Source organism: Acidovorax sp. 56 (genome assembly GCF_002749705.1).
Taxonomy (GTDB): Bacteria; Pseudomonadota; Gammaproteobacteria; order Burkholderiales; family Burkholderiaceae_C; genus Acidovorax.
In genome coordinates, this window is the sequence record NZ_PEEV01000001.1 from 3,786,107 (window position 1) to 3,809,394 (window position 23,288).

General features: G+C 66.0%; 23 protein-coding genes. 10 read left to right on the plus strand and 13 right to left on the minus strand.

Annotated elements, in window-relative coordinates; translation table 11 throughout:
* Positions 1-9: 9 nt before the first annotated feature.
* Both CLU88_RS22865 and CLU88_RS16730 read left to right on the plus strand, forming a co-directional pair.
* A complete protein-coding gene (locus CLU88_RS22865; protein ID WP_143226038.1) occupies positions 10-303 on the plus strand; it encodes a hypothetical protein in 294 nt (97 codons plus the stop codon).
* Positions 304-306: 3 nt separating this feature from the next.
* Positions 307-1,263 carry an IS110 family transposase gene (locus CLU88_RS16730; protein ID WP_099654889.1) on the plus strand — a complete coding sequence of 319 codons (957 nt, stop codon included), beginning with the start codon at positions 307-309 and terminating at the stop codon, positions 1,261-1,263.
* 203 nt (positions 1,264-1,466) lie between these two features.
* Here the strand turns inward: CLU88_RS16730 and CLU88_RS16735 are convergent, their stop codons facing one another.
* Positions 1,467-2,915 (minus strand): DUF1501 domain-containing protein, encoded by a 1,449-nt coding sequence (locus CLU88_RS16735; protein WP_099657558.1) that lies wholly within the window; start codon positions 2,913-2,915, stop codon positions 1,467-1,469.
* A gap of 31 nt (positions 2,916-2,946) precedes the next feature.
* Positions 2,947-5,004, minus strand: a complete 2,058-nt coding sequence (locus CLU88_RS16740; protein WP_099657559.1) for a DUF1800 family protein — start codon at positions 5,002-5,004, stop codon at positions 2,947-2,949.
* Between the two features lie 390 nt (positions 5,005-5,394).
* On the opposite strand from CLU88_RS16740, the gene CLU88_RS16745 reads away from it, so the two are divergent.
* The 3 genes from CLU88_RS16745 (at position 5,395) to CLU88_RS16755 (ending at position 7,057) form a co-directional block, all read left to right on the plus strand.
* Complete coding sequence (locus CLU88_RS16745; protein WP_099657560.1) at positions 5,395-5,613, plus strand: CsbD family protein; 219 nt, start codon at positions 5,395-5,397, stop codon at positions 5,611-5,613.
* Positions 5,614-5,739: 126 nt separating this feature from the next.
* Positions 5,740-6,336 carry a hypothetical protein gene (locus CLU88_RS16750; RefSeq protein ID WP_099657561.1) on the plus strand — a complete coding sequence of 199 codons (597 nt, stop codon included), beginning with the start codon at positions 5,740-5,742 and terminating at the stop codon, positions 6,334-6,336.
* A 214-nt stretch (positions 6,337-6,550) separates the two neighbouring features.
* Positions 6,551-7,057 carry a hemerythrin domain-containing protein gene (locus CLU88_RS16755; RefSeq protein ID WP_099657562.1) on the plus strand — a complete coding sequence of 169 codons (507 nt, stop codon included), beginning with the start codon at positions 6,551-6,553 and terminating at the stop codon, positions 7,055-7,057.
* 377 nt (positions 7,058-7,434) lie between these two features.
* Here the strand turns inward: CLU88_RS16755 and CLU88_RS23330 are convergent, their stop codons facing one another.
* Both CLU88_RS23330 and creD read right to left on the minus strand, forming a co-directional pair.
* Positions 7,435-7,782, minus strand: a complete 348-nt coding sequence (locus tag CLU88_RS23330) for a hypothetical protein (protein ID WP_233205513.1) — start codon at positions 7,780-7,782, stop codon at positions 7,435-7,437.
* On the minus strand, positions 7,779-9,221 hold the full coding sequence (gene creD / locus CLU88_RS16765) for a cell envelope integrity protein CreD (protein ID WP_099657564.1): 1,443 nt from the start codon (positions 9,219-9,221) through the stop codon (positions 7,779-7,781). Before creD ends, CLU88_RS23330 begins: the two co-directional genes overlap by 4 nt.
* A 291-nt stretch (positions 9,222-9,512) precedes the next feature.
* Here creD and CLU88_RS23140 point away from each other — a divergent pair, with 291 nt between their 5' ends.
* Complete coding sequence (locus CLU88_RS23140) at positions 9,513-9,662, plus strand: hypothetical protein (RefSeq protein ID WP_162996044.1); 150 nt, start codon at positions 9,513-9,515, stop codon at positions 9,660-9,662.
* 19 nt (positions 9,663-9,681) lie between these two features.
* On the opposite strand, the gene creC is transcribed toward CLU88_RS23140, so the two are convergent.
* The 5 genes from creC to CLU88_RS16790 form a co-directional block, all read right to left on the minus strand.
* A complete protein-coding gene (creC, locus tag CLU88_RS16770; RefSeq protein ID WP_099657565.1) occupies positions 9,682-11,127 on the minus strand; it encodes a two-component system sensor histidine kinase CreC in 1,446 nt (481 codons plus the stop codon).
* A gap of 74 nt (positions 11,128-11,201) precedes the next feature.
* Positions 11,202-12,629, minus strand: coding sequence for a hypothetical protein (locus tag CLU88_RS16775; RefSeq protein WP_099657566.1), 1,428 nt, complete (start codon positions 12,627-12,629; stop codon positions 11,202-11,204).
* A gap of 55 nt (positions 12,630-12,684) precedes the next feature.
* A complete protein-coding gene (locus CLU88_RS16780) occupies positions 12,685-13,392 on the minus strand; it encodes a winged helix-turn-helix domain-containing protein (RefSeq protein ID WP_099657567.1) in 708 nt (235 codons plus the stop codon).
* A 149-nt stretch (positions 13,393-13,541) separates the two neighbouring features.
* Entirely contained in the window at positions 13,542-14,177 is a 636-nt protein-coding gene (locus CLU88_RS16785) for a MarC family protein (protein ID WP_099657568.1), read from the minus strand.
* A 128-nt stretch (positions 14,178-14,305) separates the two neighbouring features.
* The gene (locus tag CLU88_RS16790; protein ID WP_099657569.1) at positions 14,306-15,052 is read right to left on the minus strand and encodes an SDR family oxidoreductase; all 747 of its coding nucleotides are present in this window, start codon (positions 15,050-15,052) and stop codon (positions 14,306-14,308) included.
* Positions 15,053-15,106: 54 nt separating this feature from the next.
* On the opposite strand from CLU88_RS16790, the gene CLU88_RS16795 reads away from it, so the two are divergent.
* The 3 genes from CLU88_RS16795 (at position 15,107) to CLU88_RS16805 (ending at position 17,561) form a co-directional block, all read left to right on the plus strand.
* The gene (locus CLU88_RS16795) at positions 15,107-15,796 is read left to right on the plus strand and encodes a dienelactone hydrolase family protein (protein WP_099657570.1); all 690 of its coding nucleotides are present in this window, start codon (positions 15,107-15,109) and stop codon (positions 15,794-15,796) included.
* Between the two features lie 133 nt (positions 15,797-15,929).
* The gene (locus CLU88_RS16800) at positions 15,930-16,811 is read left to right on the plus strand and encodes an amidohydrolase family protein (RefSeq protein ID WP_099657571.1); all 882 of its coding nucleotides are present in this window, start codon (positions 15,930-15,932) and stop codon (positions 16,809-16,811) included.
* 156 nt (positions 16,812-16,967) lie between these two features.
* Positions 16,968-17,561 carry a chalcone isomerase family protein gene (locus CLU88_RS16805; RefSeq protein WP_099657572.1) on the plus strand — a complete coding sequence of 198 codons (594 nt, stop codon included), beginning with the start codon at positions 16,968-16,970 and terminating at the stop codon, positions 17,559-17,561.
* Positions 17,562-17,595: 34 nt separating this feature from the next.
* Here the strand turns inward: CLU88_RS16805 and CLU88_RS16810 are convergent, their stop codons facing one another.
* From CLU88_RS16810 to hemB, 4 genes are all read right to left on the minus strand, one after another.
* Positions 17,596-19,191 (minus strand): methyl-accepting chemotaxis protein, encoded by a 1,596-nt coding sequence (locus CLU88_RS16810; protein WP_099657573.1) that lies wholly within the window; start codon positions 19,189-19,191, stop codon positions 17,596-17,598.
* Between the two features lie 170 nt (positions 19,192-19,361).
* Positions 19,362-20,132, minus strand: coding sequence for a glutamine amidotransferase (locus CLU88_RS16815; RefSeq protein ID WP_099657574.1), 771 nt, complete (start codon positions 20,130-20,132; stop codon positions 19,362-19,364).
* A gap of 108 nt (positions 20,133-20,240) precedes the next feature.
* On the minus strand, positions 20,241-21,377 hold the full coding sequence (locus CLU88_RS16820; RefSeq protein WP_099657575.1) for a magnesium transporter CorA family protein: 1,137 nt from the start codon (positions 21,375-21,377) through the stop codon (positions 20,241-20,243).
* A 60-nt stretch (positions 21,378-21,437) separates the two neighbouring features.
* Complete coding sequence (gene hemB / locus CLU88_RS16825; protein ID WP_099657576.1) at positions 21,438-22,445, minus strand: porphobilinogen synthase; 1,008 nt, start codon at positions 22,443-22,445, stop codon at positions 21,438-21,440.
* A gap of 401 nt (positions 22,446-22,846) precedes the next feature.
* Here hemB and CLU88_RS16830 point away from each other — a divergent pair, with 401 nt between their 5' ends.
* Positions 22,847-23,275, plus strand: a complete 429-nt coding sequence (locus CLU88_RS16830; protein WP_099657577.1) for a CopD family protein — start codon at positions 22,847-22,849, stop codon at positions 23,273-23,275.
* Positions 23,276-23,288 lie beyond the last annotated feature (13 nt).

Sequence of the window (23,288 nt, forward strand, 5' to 3'; positions counted from 1 at the left end):
TGAATCACCTTGAACCGTTCACTGAGCGCAGTCGAAGCGCCGCGCAGGGCTTCGACAGGCTTGTATGGTTTAGCTCCCATCAACCAACCTGTAAGAAAGGGCGAGGAGCCGGGATGCAGGGACATCGACAAGCATCGGCAGTTGCTTCAGATCCAACTGACCGACCTACTGAGTCATTACCCCATCCCTGCGCCGAGCGTCGATAAGGAACCTGACGAGGGCAAGCTGCGCTTGGCAGCACCGATCGTCAATTCTTGCAAGCTCACGCCGACAGCAGGACACATCCCGGCGCTCGTATTTTGAGCGATGAACCCTCAACAAGCTACTGAGTTTGTCGGCGTGGATGTCGCCAGCGCCCATCTGGACGTGGCCGCGCAGGGCCAGGCCAGCGTGCGCCGGTTTGCCAATACACCCCAGGGCATTGCCCTGCTGCTGCGCACGTTGCGCCCCGCAAGCGTACTGGCGCTGGAGTCCACCGGCCGCTACCACGTGCCGCTTGCGCTGGCAGCGCACGCCGCAGGCCTGCGTGTCTATGTCCTCAATCCGCTGGATGCACGCCGCTACGCCCAGTCGGTGGGTCAGCGCGGCAAGACCGATCGGATGGATGCGCTCGTGCTGGCACGCTATATCTGCCACGAACATGCGCATTTGCAGCAGTGGCAGCCACCCACCGCTTGCCAAGCCGTGTTGCGCGAGCTCCTCGCACACCGGGCAACTCTGGTGCGTCAGCGCAGCGCACTGGCTCAAGCCGGCTGCCACAGCAAGACGCTTGCACGCCTGGACGAGCCAGTGCTGGCGGCCTTGCAACAAGCCATCAAACATGTCGATGGGCAAATAGAAACTACCCTGCGGGCTGATCTCAGCAGCCACCAAGCGTTTGAACACATCACCTCCGTGCCCGGCCTGGGGCTGGTTTGTGGCGCTTTGCTGGTGATGCTGTTTGGGCGGATGCAAGGCGGCAGTGCTGATGCGGTCATCGCATTTACCGGGCTGGACCCTCGCCCCAACGACTCTGGCAAGAAAACGGGGCAAAGGCGCTTGTCCAAGAGGGGCTGGCCAGAGATCAGGCGCTTGATGTACGCAGCAGCCATGTCGGCGGCGCGCACGAAGACGTGGAACGGCTATTACTGTGCTCAGCGTGACAAAGGCTTGAGCACGACCGCTGCACTTGTCGTGCTTGCCCGTAAGCTCTTGCGTGTGGCTTTCTCACTGTTCAAGCAGCAAGCTCTGTTCGATCCCGCGCTGGTCGCTGGCAGAGCTTGACGGGAACCATAGAACCTCAGCCCGAACGGATTTTTCAAGTTCAAAGATGCCGACCCCATAGCTCGCGCTGAGGCTGCACAGTCGCCACGCCCCAGGCACAAAAAAAAGCCCGGAGCACTGGCGTGGTCCGGGCGTGGCGTCGCGGCCTTGGTGGTGTGTTGTGGTGGCAGTGAAGCCTGGCGCTTGCGCTGGGCGCTGAACCTTCAGGCCGTCATGAAGCCCAGGTCGGTGGGGTAGTCGGCCCCGCCAAAGTGGCTGAGGTTGGGCAGCACGCCCGCCATTTCGCCGTTGGCCACGCCAAACCATTTGGCCAGGGTGGCTGCGTACTGGTCGACCGAGGTGCTGGGCAGCAGGCGCCCTTGGCCCACGTGCCATTGGTCTGCGGCGTCGGTGGTGCTGTTGGTGTTGCTCACGGGCGGTGCCTTGCCATAAAGCGCCTTGCCCTTGACGGCGCCGCCCACCATGAAGTGGTGGCTGCCCCAGCCGTGGTCCGAGCCGTCGCCGTTGGAGTTCAAGGTGCGGCCAAAGTCCGAGGCGGTGAAGGCGGTGACCTTGTCGGCCACGCCCAGTTCGACGGTGGCGTCGTAGAAGGCGGTCATGGCTTCGCTCACGCGCTTCATCAGGGTGGGCTGCTGCGAGATGAGGTTGTCGTGCAGGTCAAAGCCGCCCAGCGACACCATGAACACCTGCCGCTTGCTGCCCAGGGTGCTGCGCGCACCGATGAGGCGCGCCACCATCTTGAGCTGATCGGCCAGCGAGTTGTTGGCAGGGAAGGCGGTGGCCAGTGTCACGCCCGCCAGGCCGCTGGTGATTTGCGATTCGGCGGTGACGGCGCGGGTGGTGATGCGGTTGTACTCGTTCTCCAGCACCTGGGGGCTGGTCTGCTGGATGAGCGAGGTGAGCGCCGAGCGCACGGCGGTGGAGCCGTAGACGTTGCTTTTGACCCCATTGATGGCAATGGCCCCGCCAGTGCTGACCTGGTAAGACAGGGCCGAATCGCCGGACAGAAACACCGCGTTGCCGGTGACCGAAATGCAGGTGAACAGCGAGTTGGTATTGGACGACAGGGCCAGATCGCCCAGGTTGCCGCCCCAGCCTACGGTGGAGCCCTCGGGCGACGAGGACTGCCACACCGACTGTTGGTCGTTGTGCGAGAACAGCTTGGGCGGGATGGGGTAGAGCGCGCGGTTGCTGCTATTGTATTGGGTGCGGGTGAGCGGCACGATGAGTGGGCCCACGTTGAGTTGCACGGCGGCCTTGCCGGTGTTGAACAGGTTGGCCATGCCCGTCATGGCGGGGTGCATGGCGTATTGGCGGCCAGCGGCCAGGGGCACGGTGGGGTTGAGCAAGGTGGCGGCAAGGTCTGCCTTGGGGATGGCAATGCCGCCGCCCGCCTGGCCGCTGCCGCCACGGATGGTGGCGTACTTGTTGTAGCTGTCGTCGTCGTAGGTGACCACGGTGTTGGCGTAGTCGTTGCCGCCGTACAGAAACACGCACACCAGGGCCTTGTAGTCGGTGGCGGTGAAGGCAGCCGCTTCGCCCATGGCAGCGAGGTTCAGGGCAAAGGGCAGGGCTGTGCCTGCCAGCCCCAGCTGGGTGGAGCGGCGCAAAAACGCCCGGCGTGTGTGGAGTTCGGGTTGGATCAGGTGCATGGGGTCCTTCTCTCTGTTCTCTTTTTTGCCGTTATTTTTGGACGAGGTACTCGGCCGAGGCCATGACCAGGAGGATGGCCGCTGCAATGCGGTTGAGCTTGACGGCCTCGGTGCTGGCCGCCGTGACGGGGGTGGCCTTGAGCGCGTCGGCAATCAGCTTGATGTTGGCGGCCGAAAGCTGGCCTGCGCACATCAGCAGGTTGATGCGCGCCACCAGCGCGTCGGCGTCGGCCACGAGGGCCATCTCGTTGGGGTAGGTGGTCTTGATGTCGTAGCCGTTTTTGCTGTTGTCTGTGCCCGAGTTCTGCGGAATGTCGGGATAGTTCACATAGATGCCGTTTCGGATCACCCCCTGCATGTAGTTGAGGTAGCTGCCCACGCTGCTTTCGTTGACCAGCTGAAACTCGGGCGCCACCTGCCCGGCCGTGGCCAGGGCTGTGGAGGGCGGCACATACCCGGGGCGGAAGAAGTTGAACACCGAGGGCGAACGCAGCGGGCTTTGCGACAGGCGCGAGCCCGCGCTGCTGGTGTCGCCAATCTTCCAGTACCCGTATTGCGAGTTGACGCCAAAGGTGCGCGCCCATTGCACCAGACGCAGCATGGGTTCACGCAGCTTGCCAAAGCTGGGCTTGGTCAGGCCTGCGGGCTCGCGGGCTTCGTCGTCCATGAGGATGGCCATGACCACGGCCTGCAGGTCGCCGCGCACACCTGCGCCGTTGTTGTTGAACTTGGCGGCCACGCGGCCCACATAGGCGGGCGAGGGGTTGCTGGTGACCAGCCGCTGGATGAGCTGCTTGCCAATGAATGGTCCGACGTTGGCGTGGTTGAAGATGGTGTCCAGCGCTGTCTTGAGCGCGGCAGCGCCCGGGGTGCTGGCCGCAATGGTGGTGCCCAAAAAGGTGGCTGCCAGGCTGGAGTGCAGCGACTCCTTGAGTGCCATGGGCAGCCGCGTGAAGTGGGTGCTGGGCACCACGCGCGAGCCACCGGGCACGGTGGCAGGCACGTTCTGCGTCTGGTCGTAGTCGTAGCCGGTAAAGACGCGGGCCAGGTTGGTGATGTCGGACTGGCTGTAGCTGTCGATGGGCTTGCCCGCGCCATCGGTCTTGGGCGTGCCGTCCTGGTTGAGTTCGGCCAGGCCGACGGACATGAGTTGCAGGATTTCTCGGGCGTAGTTCTCGTCAGGCTGGCGGCCGCTGGCGGCGTTTTCCTTCTGGTTGCCGCGCGTGTTCAGGTAGTACCCCATGGCGGGGTTCAGCGTCACGTCTTGCAGCACCTGGCGGTAGTTGCCAAAGGCGTTGGCCACCAGTTGGTCCCAATAGTGGGCCATGGCGTGGCTGCGCCAGTTGAAGTCCAGCCCGCTGAGCGAGACCACGCAGATCTCCGACAGCGCCAGGGCCACGCGCTTGCGCAGGCCGTCGGATGCCGTCATGAGCTGGCTCCAGATCATGTTGTCGGCGGGGTAGGTCTGGTCGTAGTAGTTGGTGGTGTCAGACACGGCGGCGTAGCCGCGCTGGGTGAGCCAGTCCCACCCTTTGGTGCCCATGGGGGCTGCAAACTGCGAGTTGATCCAGGCCTCGTACCCCACGCTGCGCACGGCGGCGATTTCGGCGGGGGACGCACTGAACTGCGCTTGCAGTAAAAAGCGCGCGGCCTCCTGGTCGGTGGCAGCGGTCTTGTAGGTGTAAGGGCTGGGGGCGGGGGCCGGGCTGGGCGATGGAGACGGCGCAGGTGATGGGCTGGGGGCCGGGGCTGGTGTGGGCGACGGCGTTGGCGCAGGGGTGGGCGCTGGTGTCGGCGTGGGTGTTGTGGGGCTCGGCGCTGGGGTTGGGGAGGGTGTGGGAACCGGTGACGGGGTGGGGGTGGTACTGACAGGCGGTGTCGCCGTGGTCGTGCCCTCGCTCCCGCCTCCGCAGGCTGCCAGCGCCACGCTGGCCATCAGTGCAGCCAGTGGTGCGCGTGGCACGGCGCTTACTTCCGGCGCTGGTGTCCCTTGAGCTGCATGTGCCACGTGTGCTGTGGCTTGGGGGCTGCCCTCTGCTTCCTCTGCCGCCGTGGCGTGCAAAGGCTCCTCGTACGTTGTTGTTGTCATGGTGTGAGCAATCGTGGAAATGCTGAACAAAGTGTAAGAAGGCGGGCGGTTTTTGTGCTCGGTGAATGTGTGAGCAATGGATACGGCCGTTACGCTGGGACACATTCGAGGCGCCCTTCAGACACATCGGTGATACGTCTTTGCCCCTTGGGTGGGGGCTGGGCTGCAAAAAGCATTCCACCTGTCTGAGGCTGGCAGAGATCCCGGCGCTGTGGCCTACAGACACGCTGTCTTGTCCGGCAGCCCCGTAGGCCTGGGCCCACGCAGCCTGCGTGGCAGGGACTACGCGGGGCTGCTGCATCTGTTCGTACAGTGAATCCATCGCATCACGCAGATGTTCCGCGCATTTCGGGCGGATGGCTGAGGCGAGTTGTACGAAGGACGCAAGCCATGAACGAAGACACCATCAAGGGCAACTGGAAGCAATTCAAGGGCAAGATGGTCGAGCAGTGGGGCAAGCTCACTGACGACGATTTCGACGTGATTGCCGGCCGCCGCGAGCAGCTGCTGGGCAAGCTGCAAGAGCGCCAGGGCCTGGCCCGCGAGGCGGCAGAAAAGCAGCTCAAGGACTGGCAAGCCCGCCACCCCACCTTCCACTTCAACGACTGACCTGCCTGAGTCAGCCTCCCGTGCGCTGCGCCTTGAGCGCTTGCACCGGGCATGCAGCCCCGCGGCCGCATGCCCGCCCAGCGGCCCGGCCGCTCCCCCACCGTTTGAACATTGAGGAGAAGCACCATGCACTTCAAAACCAATCTCTTGTCCCGCAACCTCATCGCCCTGTCTGCCGCCACCTTGCTGGCCACCTCTGCCATGGCCATGGGCCAGCCCGAATACAAGGCGGCCAAAGACCAGATTGCTGCCGACTACAAAGTGAACAAGCAAAAGTGCGATGCCCTTAGCGGCAACGCCAAGGACATTTGCCAAAAGGAAGCCAAGGGCATTGAAAGCGTAGCCAAGGCCGACCTGGAGGCGCAGTACAAGCCCAGCGACAAAACCGCCTACAAGGCCCGCGAGGCCCGCGCCGATGCCGACTACGCCATTGCCAAGGAAAAGTGCGATGACCTGAGCGGTAACGCCAAGGACGTGTGTGTGAAGGACGCCAAAGCCGCCCACGTGACGGCCAAGGAAAACGCCAAGGTGGCCAAGGCCGCCGCCAAGCCCGGTGAAACTGCCACCGAAAAGGCCGCCGGTGTGGCCGAGGCGCGCAAGGACGCCGCTGCCGAGAAGAACGAAGCCAACTACAAGGCCGCCAAGGAGCGCTGCGATGCCCTGGCGGGCGACCTCAAGTCCAAGTGCGTGGACGACGCCAAGCGCCAGTTTGGGCAGAGTTGATGGAAGGGCTGAGCTTGGGGTCCTCGCCCTGAGTTCGCCACGGGGCTCTTGACGCTGCAGGCCGTTGGGCGAGTGTGAACGCACCCCCCAACGGCCTGCAGCGATGGAATTTGTTACGGAATGCAAGCCTGCGTGGCTGTCCCCTGATTTGGGTCAAAACACGCCACGCCGTTGTACCTAAGCTGCCGTTTTTGTCACACACCGAGGAACAAAAATGGCTGCACTGGAATGGTCTGACGCACTGGCGCTGGATTTGCCGCTCATGGACGACACCCACCGCGAGTTCGTAGACCTGCTGGCGCAAGTCGAGCAAGCCGACGACGCCACCGTGGCGCAGCAATGGCAGGCGCTGGTGGACCACACCGAGCATCACTTTGGCCAGGAAGACGCCTGGATGGCAGCCACGCGCTTTGCCTCGGGCAACTGCCACACCACGCAGCACAAGGTGGTGCTGCAGGTGATGCGCGAGGGCATCGTGCGCGCCGAGCAGGGTGACCTGCAGCCCATTCGCATCATGACGGGCGAGCTGGCCCAGTGGTTTCCGCAGCACGCGCAAATGATGGACGCATCGCTGGCCCTGCACCTGCGCCGCGTGGGCTTTGACCCCGTGACAGGCGTGGTGCATGCCCCCGATGCCCTGCCCGGCGAACTGATCCAGGGCTGTGGCAGCACCCACAGTTGTGTCGACCAACCAGCGGCGGTCACGGCGGAAGTGGCCTGAGGGGTGGGGCTCCAGTCTGCAAGGCAATTGCTATTAAATGCATAGCTGCTAGCGCTTTGTTAGGAGGCCCTGGAGGCCAAAATGGCTGGATGGCTATGTGACCCGTCTCGGACTCCTCCATCCCACCTCCCACAGCCACCCCCGCCCGTTCGGGCTGAGCTTGTCAAAGCCGGGGCCCATCAGACCCCGTAGGTCGGGTTAGCCCGCAAGGGCGTAACCCGACGCCCACAGGGCCAGCAGCGTTCACGTCGGGTTACGCTGCGCTAACCCGACCTACACGGCTGCCGTCTCACCGTTCGGGCTGAGCCTGTGGACGCCAAGGCACTGTCGGCCTGCGGCACCACCCCCGCTCGGTGCGCAAGCGCCGCAGCCCAGACCTATCGCGGCAGCAGCATGCCGGCCATGCACCACGACAAATCGCGCAGCGCGCGCCGCAGTGCGGCGGTGGCGGGTTCGCGGTAGGCGCTGCGCAGCACGGCTTGCTTGGCGGTTTGCAGCGCCCGGCGGTCCTGGGCGCGCAGGGCCGACAGCAGCCGCTGGCGGTAGCGCTCCACCCGCTGCGCCTCGGCGGCAGACAAGCCTGCGGCCGATGGCCGTGGGGGCTGTGCACCCCCGGCGTTTGCCCCCACCAGGTGATGGCCCCAGGGGCCGTGGGTGGGTGTGGCTGGGGCTGCGCCACCCGGCGCCGCTCCTTCTTCACGGCCTGGGGTTGGGGCGTGCTTCATGGGGCGTCCTTGTCTGGTGTGGTGGCCGCACCCGTGGCGACGTTCGGGTTACGCGGCGCAGGCGTCAGGCCATACCAGTTCACCTTGCGGGTCAGCACCATCACCGCCGTCAGCACCAGGAACAGCGCAACCGAGCCCACCGCCAGCGCCGTTTGCTCCAGCTGCAGCAGCACATACAGCAGGCCATACAGCAGCGCAATGCCTGCCCCCAGTGGAATGCCCCGCGCCAGGCTGCCCAGCATGTGGCTGGCGTAGTAGCCCAGCAGCAGCACGCAGGCCGTGGCGGCCGCCAGGTACGACCAGCCAAACGCCAAATGCTCCGACAAGCTCACCAGCAGCAAGAAAAAGCTGCAAATGGCCGAGCCCACCAGCAGGTACTGCACCGGGTGCACGCGCAGGCGCTTCATCAGCTCAAACAAGCCCACGGCCACAAAGGTGAGAGCGATGAACAGCAGGCCGTACTTGGTGGCGCGGTCTGCCAGGGTGTAGGGGTTCACCGGGTCCACAAAGGCCACGCTGAAGCTGTCTGCGCAGTCGCGTGGCGTGGTGCTGGGCGAGCTGCCGTCGGTGGGGTACTGCACCGGGCTGTCGTCATAGCCACCCACGCAAATGCGCCGGCCATTCAAGATGTCTTGCTGCGCCGTGGTGGCCAGCGACGACAGGCGCCACTGCGCCGTGAAGCCCTCGGGGCCCCAGTCGCGCTCAGACGGCAGAAAGCGCCCGGTGAACGAAGGGTGGGGCCAGCCGCCGGTCATCTTCACTTCGGTGTTGCCGCCCAGGGGCACGATGGCCAGGCGCTCTGTGCCCACCAGCTCCAGGTCCAGCGCCAGCGTCATCGGCTCGGCCTGGCCGCGCACCGACTCGGGCAGCACCGCGTGCAGCCCCCGGCTGTAGGTGGGGTGGAAGGTGCCAGGCTTGAGGGCCAGCGCCTGCTCGCCGTGCAGCACCTGCGCCGTGCGGATGCCGCGCGCATCGCCCACGGCCACCATCACGATGGGCGCGCCGCACTGCAGGCGTGAGCCCTTGACGGTGCTGTGCGCCTGCAGGCTGGCCAGCGTGCCCCACTGCGCAGTGATGTGCGCCTTGAGGTTGAAGGTGTTGACTTTGTGAAGGCCCCGGGCGCGCTCTTCCATGCCCACGCTGGAGCGCACCTGCAACTGCTCTGGCATGGCGGTGAGCAGAAATTCGCGCCGCTGCTCGGTGGTGCGGCGCTCGTCGCCCTTGCCCGTTTCTACGTCCCAGCTTTCCACGCAGGCGCTGTGGATCATGGGGCCCATCAGGGTTTGCGGCCCGGCCAGGCTGTCGGCCACGCTCTGGGCCGTGAGGCTGCGGTAGCGCTGGCGGTCGCGCACCACGTCCTCAATCTGGCCCAGGCCAATGAGCAGCAAGATGGCCACGGCGCCCAGCGCCACGAGTTTGGTGATCAACGGGTGTTTCAAAAGACTCCTCCTTGTGTGTTGGTGGAGCCAGTGTTGGGCGCAGGGGTGAGGTAGCGATGAAGTTTGTGAAGCGAGCGTGAAGTGGGCCGTGTGTTCGTGGCGCGGCGGGCTGGGCTGGCGCATGGCCATCCCCGGCCTTCGACAAGCTCAGCGCGAACGGGCTGCTACGCACCCACGCGCAGGGCATCGGATTGGCGTTGGCCTACAAGCAAGTGTGGCGCTGGCTGACGCCAAACCGTCACACACCCACGTTAGCCTCTGGCTGCAACCAACCACCGCCAAAGGTGCCCCATGTTTTCCAAACTGTTCGGCTGGACCCATCTGCTTGACGCGCTGCTGGATGACCTGTTTGACGAGCGCCGCCTGGGGCTCGACCTGCCTGGGCAGGAATGCCTGGGCACCGACGAGTGGCTGGCCCTGGCCGCGCAAGACGGCGCCTGAGCCGCTCTTGGAACCGATCTCAGCGCCCCAGGTCCAGCGTCACGCGCAAACCCGGGGCCGTGTTGTGCACCTGCATGTGCCCGCCGTGCAGCACCATCACCCGCTGCACAATCGCCAGCCCCAGCCCTGATCCACTGCGCTCGCCGCCCGGCCTGGCGGTGGTGAAAAACCGCTCGCCCAGGCGCGGCAGCGCGTAGTCGGGAACGCCGGGGCCTTCGTCCTGCACGGCCACGGTGGTGCCGTCCAGCTCCACCCGCACTGTGCTGCCGGGGGGCGCAAAGTCGATGGCGTTGTCCAGCAGGTTGCCAATGGCCAGGGTGATGAGTTCCGCCTCCCACGGCCCGCTGTGGCCCCTGCCGCTCAGCACCAGGGCCATGCCGCGTTGCGCCGCGCGGCCCTGGGTGTGGGCGATGGCGGCGGCGGCGCAGTCGTGCAGCGCCACGGGGGCGCGGCCCTCGGCATGCTGGCGTTGCTCCAGTTTGCTCAGTTCCAGCAGGCGGTCAATCAGCCGCTGCAGGCGTTCGCTTTGCTGCACCACTTGCGTGGCAAACGCGGCGCGGTCTGCGGCGGGCAGCTCGTCTTGCAGCAACTCGCCCGCGCCGCGTATGGCGGCCACAGGGCTCTTGAGCTCGTGCGTGAGGGCGCGCACATAGCCCTCGATGTAGTCGCGCCCCTGCAGCCGCGCACGCATGCGGTCCATGGCGCGGGCCAGGTCGCCCAGCTCGCCGGGCACCTCGGGCACCGCCAGGGGCTGGGCAGGCTGGGTGCCTTGTTCGCTGTCGGCCGGGCCCTGCACGCTCAGGGCGTAGTCGCGCAGGCGGCGCACGTTCCACACCATCCACAGCGTCACGCCCACCCCCACGGCGGCCGACAGGGCCAGCAACAGCAGCCCGCCCATGAACACCTTGCGCTCAGCCCGGTCGATAAAGCGCTGCACCGTGCGCGTGGGCTTGGCCACCGTCAGCACCCCGGCAATGCGCTCGTCCACATAAATGGGCGCGGCCACATGCATCACGCCACTGGTGTCGTCGCTTTCCACGTCGCGGGTGGATCGGGCTCCGTACTCCCCGCGCAGCGTGCGCGCCACATCGCGCCACTGCGAGTAGTCGGCGCCCACAGCGTGGTTTTCAGAGTCGAACAGCACGCGGCCCGAGTGGTCCGTCACGTACACGCGAAAGTCCAGCGACTGTTTGGAAAACCCCCAAATGCCCGCATCGATGGGCCGGGTGGCGTAGTGCCGCACACGCTGGGCAAAGCGGCTTTGGCTGGCATCGCGCGCCAGCTGGCCGCTGGCCAGATCGTCACTGGCCACCTCGGCCAACAGGTTGGCCGTGTCCACCATCATGTCCTCCATCACCTCGCGCACGCTGGGCTTGATCTCGGCCATGAACACGCGCAGCACAAAGAACGCGGCAATGCCGTTGATGAGGAAGAAGGCGAACAGAAGGCGGATGCCTAGGCGCATGGGGCGTCCTTTGTCAAAAACAATAGCTGCCAGCGCTTGTGTATTGAGCGCCGGAGGCCAATTTGGCTACAGGGTCAGTAGCGCAGGCGAACGCGGTAAGTGGGGGATTGGTTGGGGTTCTGGTTCTGCCTCTCGCGGCCTTCAAACACGAGGCTGCCGGTGGCTGCATCCCATTGCATGGGCTGCAGGGTATAGGGGTTGCGAAGGTCCTGGGGCGACTGCGCCAGCCAAGTGGGCATGTCGGGCAGGGCAACGCGTTCCGCGGCTGCGCGGTGCTGCAAGAGAACAAGGCGCCGATACCCATCCATGTCTGCCACTTTCTGGACGTAGCCTTGGTAGCTGGGAAGTGCCATGGCCGCCAAGCAAGTGCCCGCAATGTTGCGCAAACGCTTCCATGGCAAACAAGCCGTGTCTTTATCCCACTGCTGCTTGGCTTGCGAAAACGCTGGCCCTACCTGGTGTGCGGGCAGGCCGCTGATGGTCTGCACCTGCTGCATATGGTGTAGAGACATGTTGAGCGTCTGGTTGGGCAGGTAGCTCCATTGGGATGCCCGGCTCCATAGGTGCTGCAACCATTCGGCGTGGTCATCCCAGTGCGTGACGAAAGAGCCTGCATCTTGCATTGAATAGAAAACGCTGGCGGTGAACTGCTTTTCACCTTCCAGCGCTTGATGCAAGGAAGGGGGCGGTTGGGTGAGCAACTCTGCGATGCCTTTGAATGCTGGCGTCGATGGCTTCCCGTATGCACTCGCGTTACTGAGCCACCGCAGTTCGCGGTGCTGCAAAGCGAGCGCGACCATGGAGGCTATCAGGCTGTTGGAACTGCCCGCCATGCGGCTGCGCAGTTGGGCTGCCTGGCGCGCGATGTCCATGGCTTGCTCTGGTTGCCCCTGCATCCACTGCAGCGCGGCCTGGGCTAGCCACAGTTCATGGGCGCGCACCAAGCGTGCATACGGTGGGAGTTCGGCCAGTAGGTAAAAGGGTGCGGGGTTGCTGAACTGTGGTGCATTGGCCGCTGTTGCCAGTCGTTGCAGCAGGGGCTGGTAGGTTGTCACCAAGGCCTGTATTTCATCGCCATGTTGGACGAACCAGGCAAAACAATCCGATTCGCCAACCGGGCAACGCAGCCTGTCTGGAAGTACATCATTGCCCTGATTTTCGATGGCAATGGACGAAGGCATCCCTTCTTGCCGATCGCCGTGGGCCTCCACCCAGCGCCTGCGCTCAATTTCGCGCGCGAGGCGCTTGTGGCCCAGGGATATAGCGTCGGTGACGGCGTCGCCCACATTGGGGGCATCCAGCCCCAGGAGGATCAGGTACCCGTTGCCCCCCAGGGCTTGCTCGGAGGGCGGGGCGTAATGCAGCGCCTGCTGGGCCGCATCGCTCAGGGTGTCGTCGTTCCAGTTGGCCGCCATCAGTGCGGTCAATCCGATGGCGGTCAAGACGCTCAGTACGAGGGCGAGCCAGCCCAATGCCTTCAGGCTATAGCGCAGGTATTTCATTCAAAAACAATAGCCGTCAGCGCTTGCAAGGCAAGCGCTAGATGCCAATTTGGCTTTAAGTGTCAAGGCAATAGCCCATGCCCCGGTGCGTGCTGATGTACTCGCGGCTGGCGTCCAGCTCGCGCAGCTTGGCGCGCAGGGTTTTGATGTGGGTGTCCACCGTGCGGTCGGTGCTCTCGCTGTCGTCGCCCCAGGCGGCGGCCAGCAGGGCGTCGCGCGAGTGGATGCGGCCCGCGCCGCGCAGCAGGTGCGACAGCAGCCGGTATTCGCGCCGCGTGAGCGGCAGCGCCTGGCCGTGCAGGGTGATGCGCTGGCCCGCCTCGTCGTCCATGAAGGGCGTGGGGGGCATGGCAGCCGGTGCGGGCGCAGGCATGGCAGCGCGGCGCAGCAGGGCCTTGATGCGGGCGGCCAGTTCGCGCGGGCTGAAGGGCTTGGCCAGGTAGTCGTCGGCGCCCAGCTCCAGGCCCAGCACTCGGTCCAGCTCCTCGCCCCGGGCGCTGAGCATCAGCACTGGCGTGGCCTGGCGCAGGCGCAGCGCCGCAGCCGCTTGGCCGTGGCGCACGTCGCGCAACAGGTCCAGCCCGCTGCCGTCGGGCAGGCCCACGTCCAGCACCAGCACATCAAACGGGTGGCGCTGCATTTGCTGGCGCGCGTCCTGCACCAGCAGGCAGTGCGTCACCTGCAGGCCATCGCGCTCCAGCGCATAGGCCACGGTGCGGGCGATGGCGGGGTCGTCTTCGAGCAGGAGAAGCTTGGCGGTCATGCCTCAATCATCCGTTGCGTTGAGCGAGATCCGTGGCGCATGACACTGGCGCGAGCCCCGCCGGAAACGCCGAGCAAGGGCAGCCCCGCAGCGAGGGCGTTGTCCCCTTGGGGGGAAGGCGCCGAAGGCGACTCAGGGGGGCAACCATCTCAACGCGCAACGAGTATGGGAAAGAGTTTGCCCAGGCCGTCGGCCATCACTTCCACCGCCAGGGCGGCCAGGATCAGGCCCATCAGCCGCGTCATCACGTTGATGCCTGTTTTGCCCAGCACGCGGGCGATGGGGTCGGCCAGCGAGAAGCACACGGCCGTGGCCAGGGCGATCACCACGCCGTAGCCCACCAGCGCGGCGTGCTGCCAGATGGTTTGGGCACGGTCGGCGTAAATCACCACGGTGGACATGCTGGCCGGGCCGGTGAGCAGCGGAATGGTGAGCGGCACCACGGCGATGCTGCTGCCGGCGGCGGCTTTTTCCGCGCCTTGCTCCAGCTCGTGGGTCAGGGGCTTGGCTTCGGCGGGCTGGGCGTTGAGCATGTTCATCGCGCTGATCAGCAGCAGCATGCCCCCGCCCACCTGAAAGCTCTGCAGCGAGATGTTGAAGAACTCCAGAATCTGCAGCCCCAGCAGCGCGCAGGCAGCAATCACGCAGAACGACGCGAACGCCGCCGTGCGGATGGTGCTGCGCCGCTGCGCCGCAGAAAAGCCCTGCGTGTAGTGGATGAAGAAGGGGACGATGGCCAGCGGGTTCACGATGGCCAGCAAGGTAATGAGGGGTTTCAGGTCCATATCAGTTCTCCGTTGTGCTGGGCACTATTCGCTGCATTCATCACTGGCACGATCCCAGCCAGCGCCCCCGCGCAAGGGCCGCCCCGCCGCGCTGGGGGAAGGCGCGAAGCGACTCAGGGGGTGTTTCACTACCGCCCTCCCGACACGTCGATCAGCGACATGGTGGTGTAGTGTGACGCGTCGGACATCAGCCACACAATGGCCTGCGCCACCTCCTGGGCGGTGCCGCCGCGCTGCATGGGCACCTGGTGCGATAGGTCGCGCACCCGGTCGGGCAGGCCGCCGCTGGCATGGATGTCGGTCTCGATCAGCCCGGGGCGCACGGCGTTCACGCGGATGCCCTCGGCCGCCACCTCGCGGGCCAGGCCGATGGTGAAGCTGTCGATGGCGCCCTTGCTGGCCGCGTAGTCCACATACTGGTGGGCCGATCCCAGGCGCGATGCGGCGCTGGAGACGTTGACGATGGAGCCGCCCGCACCGCCGTGCAAGGTGCTCATGCGGCGCACCGCCTCGCGCGCGCAGACGATGCTGCCGATCACGTTGGTGTCGAACATGCGGCGCAGTCGCGCAACGCTCATTTCGTCCACCCGGGCCGTCACGTCCACCACGCCGGCGTTGTTCACCAGCGCGGTGATGCGGCCCAGCTGCGCGTCCACCGTGGCATACATGGCCAGCACCTGGTCTTCGTGGGCCACATCGGCCTGCACGGCCATTGCACGCCCGCCCTGGGCCTGGATGCTGTCCACCACCGCCTGCGCGGCGGCGGCATTGGCGTGGTAGTTCACCGCCACGGCCCAGCCCTGCTGCGCGGCGAGCAAGGCGGTGGCGGCGCCAATACCGCGGCTGGCGCCTGTGATTAAAACGATCTTGTCCATGAAACGCTGTCTCCTGCAAGAATGGCGCATTGGAACAGTTTTCAGGAGCGAAACATGGGTCAATTCGTCGATTTGAAGTCTGCCGATGGTTTTGTGCTGCCCGCCTGGGTGGCCGAGCCCGATGCGCCGCCCCGGGGCGCCGTCGTGGTGTTGCAAGAGATTTTTGGGGTCAACCACCACATCCGTGCCGTGGCCGACCGCTTTGCCGCGCGGGGCTACCTGGCTGTGGCGCCTTCGACGTTTCACCGTGTGCAGCCCGGCGTGGACATGGGCTACACCAGCGACGACATGCAAGCAGGCATCGCCCTGAAGGCCGCTGTGGAAGGCCTGCCCGCCCCCGGCGTGATGCCCGATATCCAGGCCGCCATCGACTACGCCGCCGAGCGCAGCGGCCGCAAGGTGGGCATCGTGGGCTTTTGCTGGGGTGGGCTGCTGACCTGGCGCGCCGCGTGCACGCTCACGGGCCTATCGGCCGCCGTGCCTTACTACGGCGGCGGCATGACCACCCCCGAAGAAGCCGCCCGCCAGCCGCAGGTGCCTGTGCTGGCCCACTTTGGCGAGCGCGACCACTGGATTCCGCTGGACAGCGTGCAGGCCTTTGACCGCGCCCAGCCCGGCGTGGAAGTGCATGTGTACCAGGCCGACCACGGCTTTAACTGCGACCAGCGCGGCAGCTACGACGAGGCCGCCGCCCTGGCCGCCCGCGACCGCACGCTGGCGTTCTTCGACAAGCATTTGGGCTGACCGCCCTGGCACGGCCCGCAGCCCCCACGCTGCGTGGCTCTGCCGAGTGGCGCAGTGTGGGCATTGCATTCAACCTGGGGGCGCCATGGCCAACTGCATTCGAGACTTCAAGCCTTTTAGGCCCCTAGCGCTTTTGAATCAAGCGCTGGCAGCTATATATTTGATAGCAATTGCCAGCCTGGCCCACGCTGCCGACTACACCGGCCCCCTGTTCGACGCCCACCTGCACTACAACGAAGAAGCCTGGAACGGCACCACCGGCCCCCATCCGCCCGCCGACGTGCTGGCGCGCATGCAGGCCAGCGGGGTGCGGGCCATCGTGGCCAATTCGCGGCCCAATGCGGGCTCGCTGGCGCTGGCGGCCCTGCCGCAGATGCGCGAGGCGGGCATTGCCGTGGTGCCCTTTGTGCGCCTGTACCGCAACCGAGCCGACTACACGGGCTGGCCCCGCGACGAATCCATCTATGACATGGTGCTGGCCGAGCTGGCGCGCGGTACAGCATCTGGCCCTTACAAGGGTATTGGCGAGTTCCACCTCTACGACAGTGCCGATGCCAACGGCCCCGTGGCCTGCAAGCTGATGCAACTGGCCGAGCAGCGCCGCCTGGTGGTGCTGGCGCATGTGGACGATGTGGCGATTGACCTGCTGATGGCGCACACCCCCAGCCAGGGCCAGGCGCTGCGCCTCATCTGGGCCCACACGGGCATTGGCGGCGCCCCGGTAGCGCGCGTCGATGCGCTGCTGGCCCGCTATCCCGGCCTGGTGGGCGAGCTGTCGTACCGCCCCGGGCTGGTGTGTGACGGTGGCCAGCTGTGCCCCGAGTGGCGAGCCCTGCTGCTCAAGTACCCCACTCGCTTTGTGATCGGCTCAGACACCTGGGTCAACCAGCGCTGGCAGCACTACGAAGCGCAGATGCAGGACTACCGCACCTGGCTGGGCGGCCTGCCTGCCGATGTGGCCCAGCGTGTGGCCTGGGGCAACGCGGCGGCGTTGTTGGGGGTGGGTGGGCGCTGAGCTGTTGGCTGCGCCGTATTAGGGTGAATCTGTAGGGGTGGCGCAAGCCCGGTGCCCTACTATTTTCAGGCTGGCCCACTCCGTTTCTGGGCGCGGAGATTTTGTTTGAACACTTCTCTTTTTTCACCGCGTTCCCGCCTTGGCTGCGCATCGCACATGCCTAGCCTTCCCCGCCGCGATGCTTTGCTGCACGCCATTGCCGGGCTGGTGCTGGCGGCTGCGCTGGGCCTGGCGCCGCCAACCGCCGCACACGCGGCCACAGCGTTTGAGCCCGCGCAGACGGTGCAGGGCACGCCGCTGGTGCTCAATGGCTCGGGCACGCGCTACCGCACGGTGTTCAAGGTGTACGACATGGCCCTGTACACCCCCCGCAAGGTCAAAACACTGGAGGAGTTGCTGGCGCTGCCAGGGCCGGTGCGGTTGAACTTTGTGGCCCAGCGCGACATCCCCGGCACGGACCTGGGGGTGTCCTTCATCAAGGGCTTGTCCAACAACTCACCGGCCGAGCAGATTCGCCGCTACACGCCTGCCAGCAACCGGCTGATCGAAATCTTCTCGGGCCGCCCCAAGCTGGCGCCCGGCGAGACCTTTGCCATGGAGTACCTGCCGGGCAAGGGCACCACCTTCTACATCCAGGGCCAGCCCCAGGGCGCCCCCGTGGGCGATGCCGAGTACTTCGGCATGGTGCTGCGCATCTGGCTGGGCCAGGTGCCGGTGGACCACCAGCTCAAGGAAGCGCTGCTGCCTTGATGCAGCGGCAGCCACCCCAGACGGCGTCGCCTTGTCAGGCCGCCGTGAGCTGGGGCTGCTGGCGCCCTGGGCGCCGCAGTGGCGCGGCGCTGTCGGCCACCTTGAAGGTGGAGGCGGCCTGGGCCAGGCGGTAGGCTTGCTCGCGCAGGCTTTGGGCGGCGGCGGCAGATTCTTCCACCAGCGCGGCGTTTTGCTGGGTGGCCTGGTCGAGCTGGGCGATGGCGTCGTTCACCAGGGCAATGCCGTCAGACTGCTCGCGGGCGCTGGAGGCTATGTGGGCGATGACCTCCGTCACCTTTTGGACCGAGCTGACGATGTTCTGCATGGCAGCCCCGGCGTTGTGCACGAGCTGGGTGCCTTCGCCCACCTTGTCCACGCTGGTGGAGATCAGGCCCTTGATTTCCTTGGCCGCTTCGGCACTGCGCTGGGCCAGGCTGCGCACTTCGCCCGCCACCACGGCAAAGCCCCGGCCTTGCTCACCCGCACGGGCGGCTTCTACGGCCGCGTTCAGCGCCAGGATGTTGGTCTGGAAAGCGATGCCGTCGATCACGCCAATGATGTCGGCAATGCGGCGCGAGCTGGTGTGGATGTCTTCCATGGTGTCCACCACCTGGGCCACGATGCTGCCGCCTTGCGAGGCCACTTCGGCCGCCGACGAGGCCAGGCCGCTGGCCGTGCGGGCGGCTTCGGCCGACTGTTGCACGGTGGCCGTGAACTGCTCCATGGACGAGGCTGTTTGTTGCAGGTTGGCTGCGGTGTGCTCGGTGCGGGACGAGAGGTCTTGCGTGCCGCCTGCAATCTGGTCGCTGGCGCTGGCGATCTGGTTGCCCGCATCGCGGATCTGGCCAATCATCGAAGCCAGCGAGTGCTGCATGTCGCCCAGGGCGCGCAGCAGGTGCCCGGTTTCATCCTTGCGGGTGCTCATGATGCTGCTGGTCAGGTCGCCACGCGCAATGGTGTCTGCCACGGCCACGGAGTCGCTGAGCGGCAGGGTGATGCTGCGGGTGATGGTGACGGCCAGCGCCATGCCCAGGCCGCAGGTGATGGCGCCCAGCGCAATCAGCCAGTAGCGGGCCTGGTCGTTGGCGGCTTTGATGGGGGCGGCAGATTCGTCCAGTGCCTTGCGCTGCAGCTCCATCAGCGCTTCCACGCGGGCCATGTATTGCTTGGCGGCGGGCACGAAGCGGGTTTCCAGCTGCGCGTCGGCCTGCTCGTGTTGGCCGCTGCGGCGCAACTCGATCACGGCGTCGCGCGCTTCGGTGTAGCTGCGGCGCAGGTTGCTGATGTCTTTGAACAATGCACGCTCCGCATCGGTCTGCATCAGGCCTTCCACCTTGGTCTGGATGTCGGTGGTGGTGTTGGCCGACAGCTTTTGTTCGTCGGCAAAGTAGGTGGCCAGCGATGCGTCGCTGCTTTTGGCGACGGCGGTGGTGCGTCGCACGGCGGTGTGGATCAGTCGGTACCAGTCGCTGATGAGCCGCTCTTTGGCCAGGGGCTGTTCAATCACGGCCTGGGTGGAGGTGGAGGCCGTTTGCAGCTGCCACACGCCCAGCAGGGTGCCCAACAGAGACAAGGCAAGCAATAACCCGAAGCCCAGGGAGAGGCGTTTTCCAATGGCGATTTGATTCATAAGACAGGTTCTTTTAAGTGCGCCATCGAGGGTATCGAGCACACCAGAAGAGGGCTTGAGGAAGGTCAAGCGCCGTTACCTTTGTTACGAATATCGCCGCGCGCCGTCGGCCGTGGGCAAGTGCGCAGGGTGGGCCGCTGCCTGCTACTTGCTGTGCGCGCGCAGGTGCTTCAGTGGCGTGCGGGCCCGCACAGCTGCGCAAACCGGCCCAGCAGGCTGCAGGCCTGGGGTGTCTCTTGCACCATGGGCGGTGTGCGACCGGCGGGCAGGGTGGCGGCCAGGTGCTGCACATAGCCTTGCATGGCCGCCAGGCTGAATTCGGGGTGGAACTGCACGCCCCAGGCGTTGGCCCCGATGCGGTAGGCCTGGTGGGGCTCGTGGGCGTTGCCAGCCAGCCGCACGGCCCCAGGGGGCAGGGCGCGCACGGACTGGGCGTGCACCACCTGGGCGTTCCACTGGCTGGGCAGGTGGGCAAAGAGGGGGTCGGCCTGGGCCTCGGGCGTGAGGGTGATGGGCACGGTGCCCAGCTCCAGCCCGCCAGGGTGGTAGCCCACCTCGCCCCCCAGCGCGTGGGCCAGCAACTGGTGGCCGTAGCAAATGCCCAGCACCGGCGTGCCTTGGGCCACGAGGCGGGCAAGCCAGGGCACCAGGGCCTCGCTCCAGGCTTCGCGGTCGGACACCATGGCGTGGCTGCCGGTGATGACGACCCCGGCCAGCGTTTCAGGCCCGGGCAGGGGGTTGGCGTGGCGGGCGTCCAGCACCTGTATGGGCGGGGGCTGGTGCGTGTTCGCTGGGTCGGCCTTGTCGCCGGAACCCTTGCCAGCGCCTGCGGTCAGCCCGGTTTCGATCCAGTGCTCAAAGTCGCCCATGTTGGGGCGCAGTGTGTCGAGGGTGTCGCCGGTTTTGATGATCAGGATCGGGCGAGGGGCGGATGTGGGCATGGATGCGGTGGGCGTTGAACAGTGGGGCGGGGCCGCGCAGCCAGGTGGCCGTGCTGCTCGCGTGGGGGCGCTGGCAGGGGTGGCCCACACCCCTTCGTTGCATGGGGCTCAGGCGTGGCCGGTGCGCGCCAGGTAGCGCTTGCGCCAGAACAGCAAGACCAGTGCCAGCGCAATGGACGCCATGGCGCCCATGGCCCACCAGAAGCCGTCGGCTTTGTGGATGAGGGGGATGAACTCGAAGTTCATGCCAAAGATGCCCGCGATCAGGTTCAGGGGCAGGAACACAGCCGTGAGCGCCGTGAGGGTGCGCATGATGTCGTTGGTGCGGTTGCCTTGCACCGAAAAGTGCATCTGCACGGCGGTTTCGGTGCTTTGTTCCAGCCGGCGCACGTGGTGCACCACGCGCTCGATGTGCTCCAGCACGTCGCGGCTGCGCACCTTGAGCAGGTCCAGCTCGCGCTGCCCTGTTGGCGTGTCAGGCTGGGCCCAGGTCTCCAGCGCATCGATCCAGTCTTGCACGGCGCTGCGCTGGTCTTCGCAGATTTCATCGAGCTGGTGCAGTGACAGGCGCGCATCCAGCAGCGAGCTCCAGTTGACATGCCGGGCCCGGGGCCTGAGTAGCTCGGTCTGCCAGTGGTCGAGCTGGCGCGTCAGCTCACGGCGCAGGTCCAGGTAGCCGTCCACCATCAGGTTGACCACGCGCAGCATCAGGTCGGCGGGGCTGGCGGGCAGGCGCGAGCCGGGGATGGGGTTGGCGCGGCCTTCGCGCTGCTCTGCGGGGGCGCCGGGCGCGGTGGCCAGCAGCTTGCCCGCATAGGCCTCGCGCACGGTGCAGTCGCTGGGGTGCACCGTGAGCAGCACGTGGTCAAACACCGCAAAGCCCACGGGGCTGGTGTCCAGGCGCCGCAGCACCAGCGGGCCGGTGGGCTTGCGGGGCGGTGTGGCTTGGCTGGCGTCTTCGGCATCGATGCCGGCGCTGGCCGTGGCCAGGCGGCGGAACACCAGCAGGTCGTACTGCGAGGTGTAGTCGTAGTGCGAGGGCAGTTGCGCGTTCAGCAGGTCCGATACGTGCAAGTCCACCAGCTGCAGCCCCACCAGGTTTTGCAGGGCGCTCTGGATCTCCAGCAGGCGCGCCTGAAAGGCCGGGCGGGCCACGGCAATCCACAGAAAGCCCTGGGCTGGGGCCTGGGCGGGCAGCTCGGGCAGCTCGGTCACGCCGCTGCTGTGGATGTGGAAGATGCGCATGCGGGAGTGGGTGAAGGTGAAAATGGCACGCAGCGCCTATTCAATAAGCGCTGGTAGCTATTATTTCGATAGCAATCGTGCCGCATCGCGGGCAAAGTAGGTCAGCACGCCATCGGCGCCCGCGCGCTTGAAGGCCAGCAGGCTTTCCATCATCACCGCGTCGTGGTCGAGCCAGCCGTTTTGCGCGGCGGCCTTGATCATGGCGTATTCGCCGCTGACCTGGTAGGCGAAGGTGGGCACGCGGAACTCGTCCTTCACCCGGCGCACGATGTCCAGGTACGGCATGCCGGGTTTCACCATCACCATGTCGGCGCCTTCGGCAATGTCCAGCGCCACTTCGCGCAGGGCTTCGTCGCTGTTGCCGGGGTCCATCTGGTAGACGTTCTTGTCGGCCTTGCCCAGGGCGCCGCGCGTGCCCACCGCGTCGCGGAAGGGGCCGTAGAAGGCGCTGGCGTACTTGGCGCTGTAGGCCATGATGCGGGTGTGGATGTGGCCCTGCACCTCCAGCGCCTCGCGGATGGCGCCAATGCGGCCGTCCATCATGTCGCTGGGGGCGACGATGTCCACGCCCGCTTCGGCATGTGTGATGGCCTGGGCGGTGAGGATTTCGACCGTCTGGTCATTGATGATGTAGCCGGTGTCGTCCAGCACGCCGTCCTGGCCGTGGCTGGTGTAGGGGTCCAGCGCCACGTCGGTCATCACGCCCAGGTCAGGAAATTCTTTCTTCAGCGCCCGCACCACGCGCGGGATCAGGCCGTCGGGGTTGCGCGCTTCTTGCCCGTCGGGGGTCTTGAGCGACGGGTCAATGGCTGGGAAGAGTGCCATCACCGGGATGCCTAACTTCACGCAGTCTTCGGCCACGGGCAGCAGCAGGTCCAGGCTCAGCCGGTCCACGCCTGGCATGGACGCCACGGCCTCGCGCTGCTGCGTGCCTTCGTGCACGAACACGGGGTAGATCAGGTCGTTGACCGACACCGCGTTTTCGCGCACCAGGCGGCGCGTGAAAGCGTCGCGGCGCAGGCGGCGGGGGCGGTTTTGCGGGAAGGGGGCGGGGGTCTGGAGGTGCATGGGGAAAATTGTGCCCTATCTCGGCAACGCCCTGGGGGCCTTTGCATGTCACCGGGCGGCCCCGATGGCGGGGTTGGGCGCCACAAATAACCCTACTGATTTATGCAACTAATTGCATACGCTTGTAACGGTTTGTCATTAATGATAAATTTGATCCCGGGCAGCCCTCTGCCTCCCGCTTTTTCCTCCCTGAGCGGGGCCTTCGATTGCTACGCGCAGTCAAGGCTTCTCAGCCCGGCCATGTGCCGGGCTTTTTTTTGCCCGTTGCGGTTGGCGGGTTAGTGGGGTTTCAGGGCGGGCCACTTTGCAGCGCGCAGGCAACGTGTCCGCTGTGGGTGCCTTTCAGGGGCTTTACCTCTGCTTTGGCGCAGGACGCTCGGTGGCGCGCTTAAACTGCGCCCATGCTCTGGGTAAAAGCCTTTCACATCGTGTTCGTGGCCAGCTGGTTTGCGGGCTTGTTCTATCTGCCGCGCATTTTTGTCAATTTGGCAATGGTGGCGCCCGGCTCGGCCGCCGAGCGTGATCGCCTCTTGTTGATGGCGCGCAAGCTTTTGCGCTTTACCACCCTGCTGGCGGTGCCCGCGTTGGCCCTGGGGCTGTGGCTGTGGCTGGGTTACGGCATCGGGCGGGGTCCTGGCAACGGCTGGATGCATGCCAAGTTGACGGTGGTGGCCTTAGTGATCGGCTACCACCACAGCTGCGCCGTGTTGCTGCGCAAGCTGGCCGCTGGCACCAGCCGCCGCAGCCATCGGTGGTTTCGCTGGTTCAACGAGGCGCCGGTGCTGCTGCTGCTGATCGCCGTGGTGCTGGTGGTGGTCAAGCCTTTCTGACGGGACGGGGCCG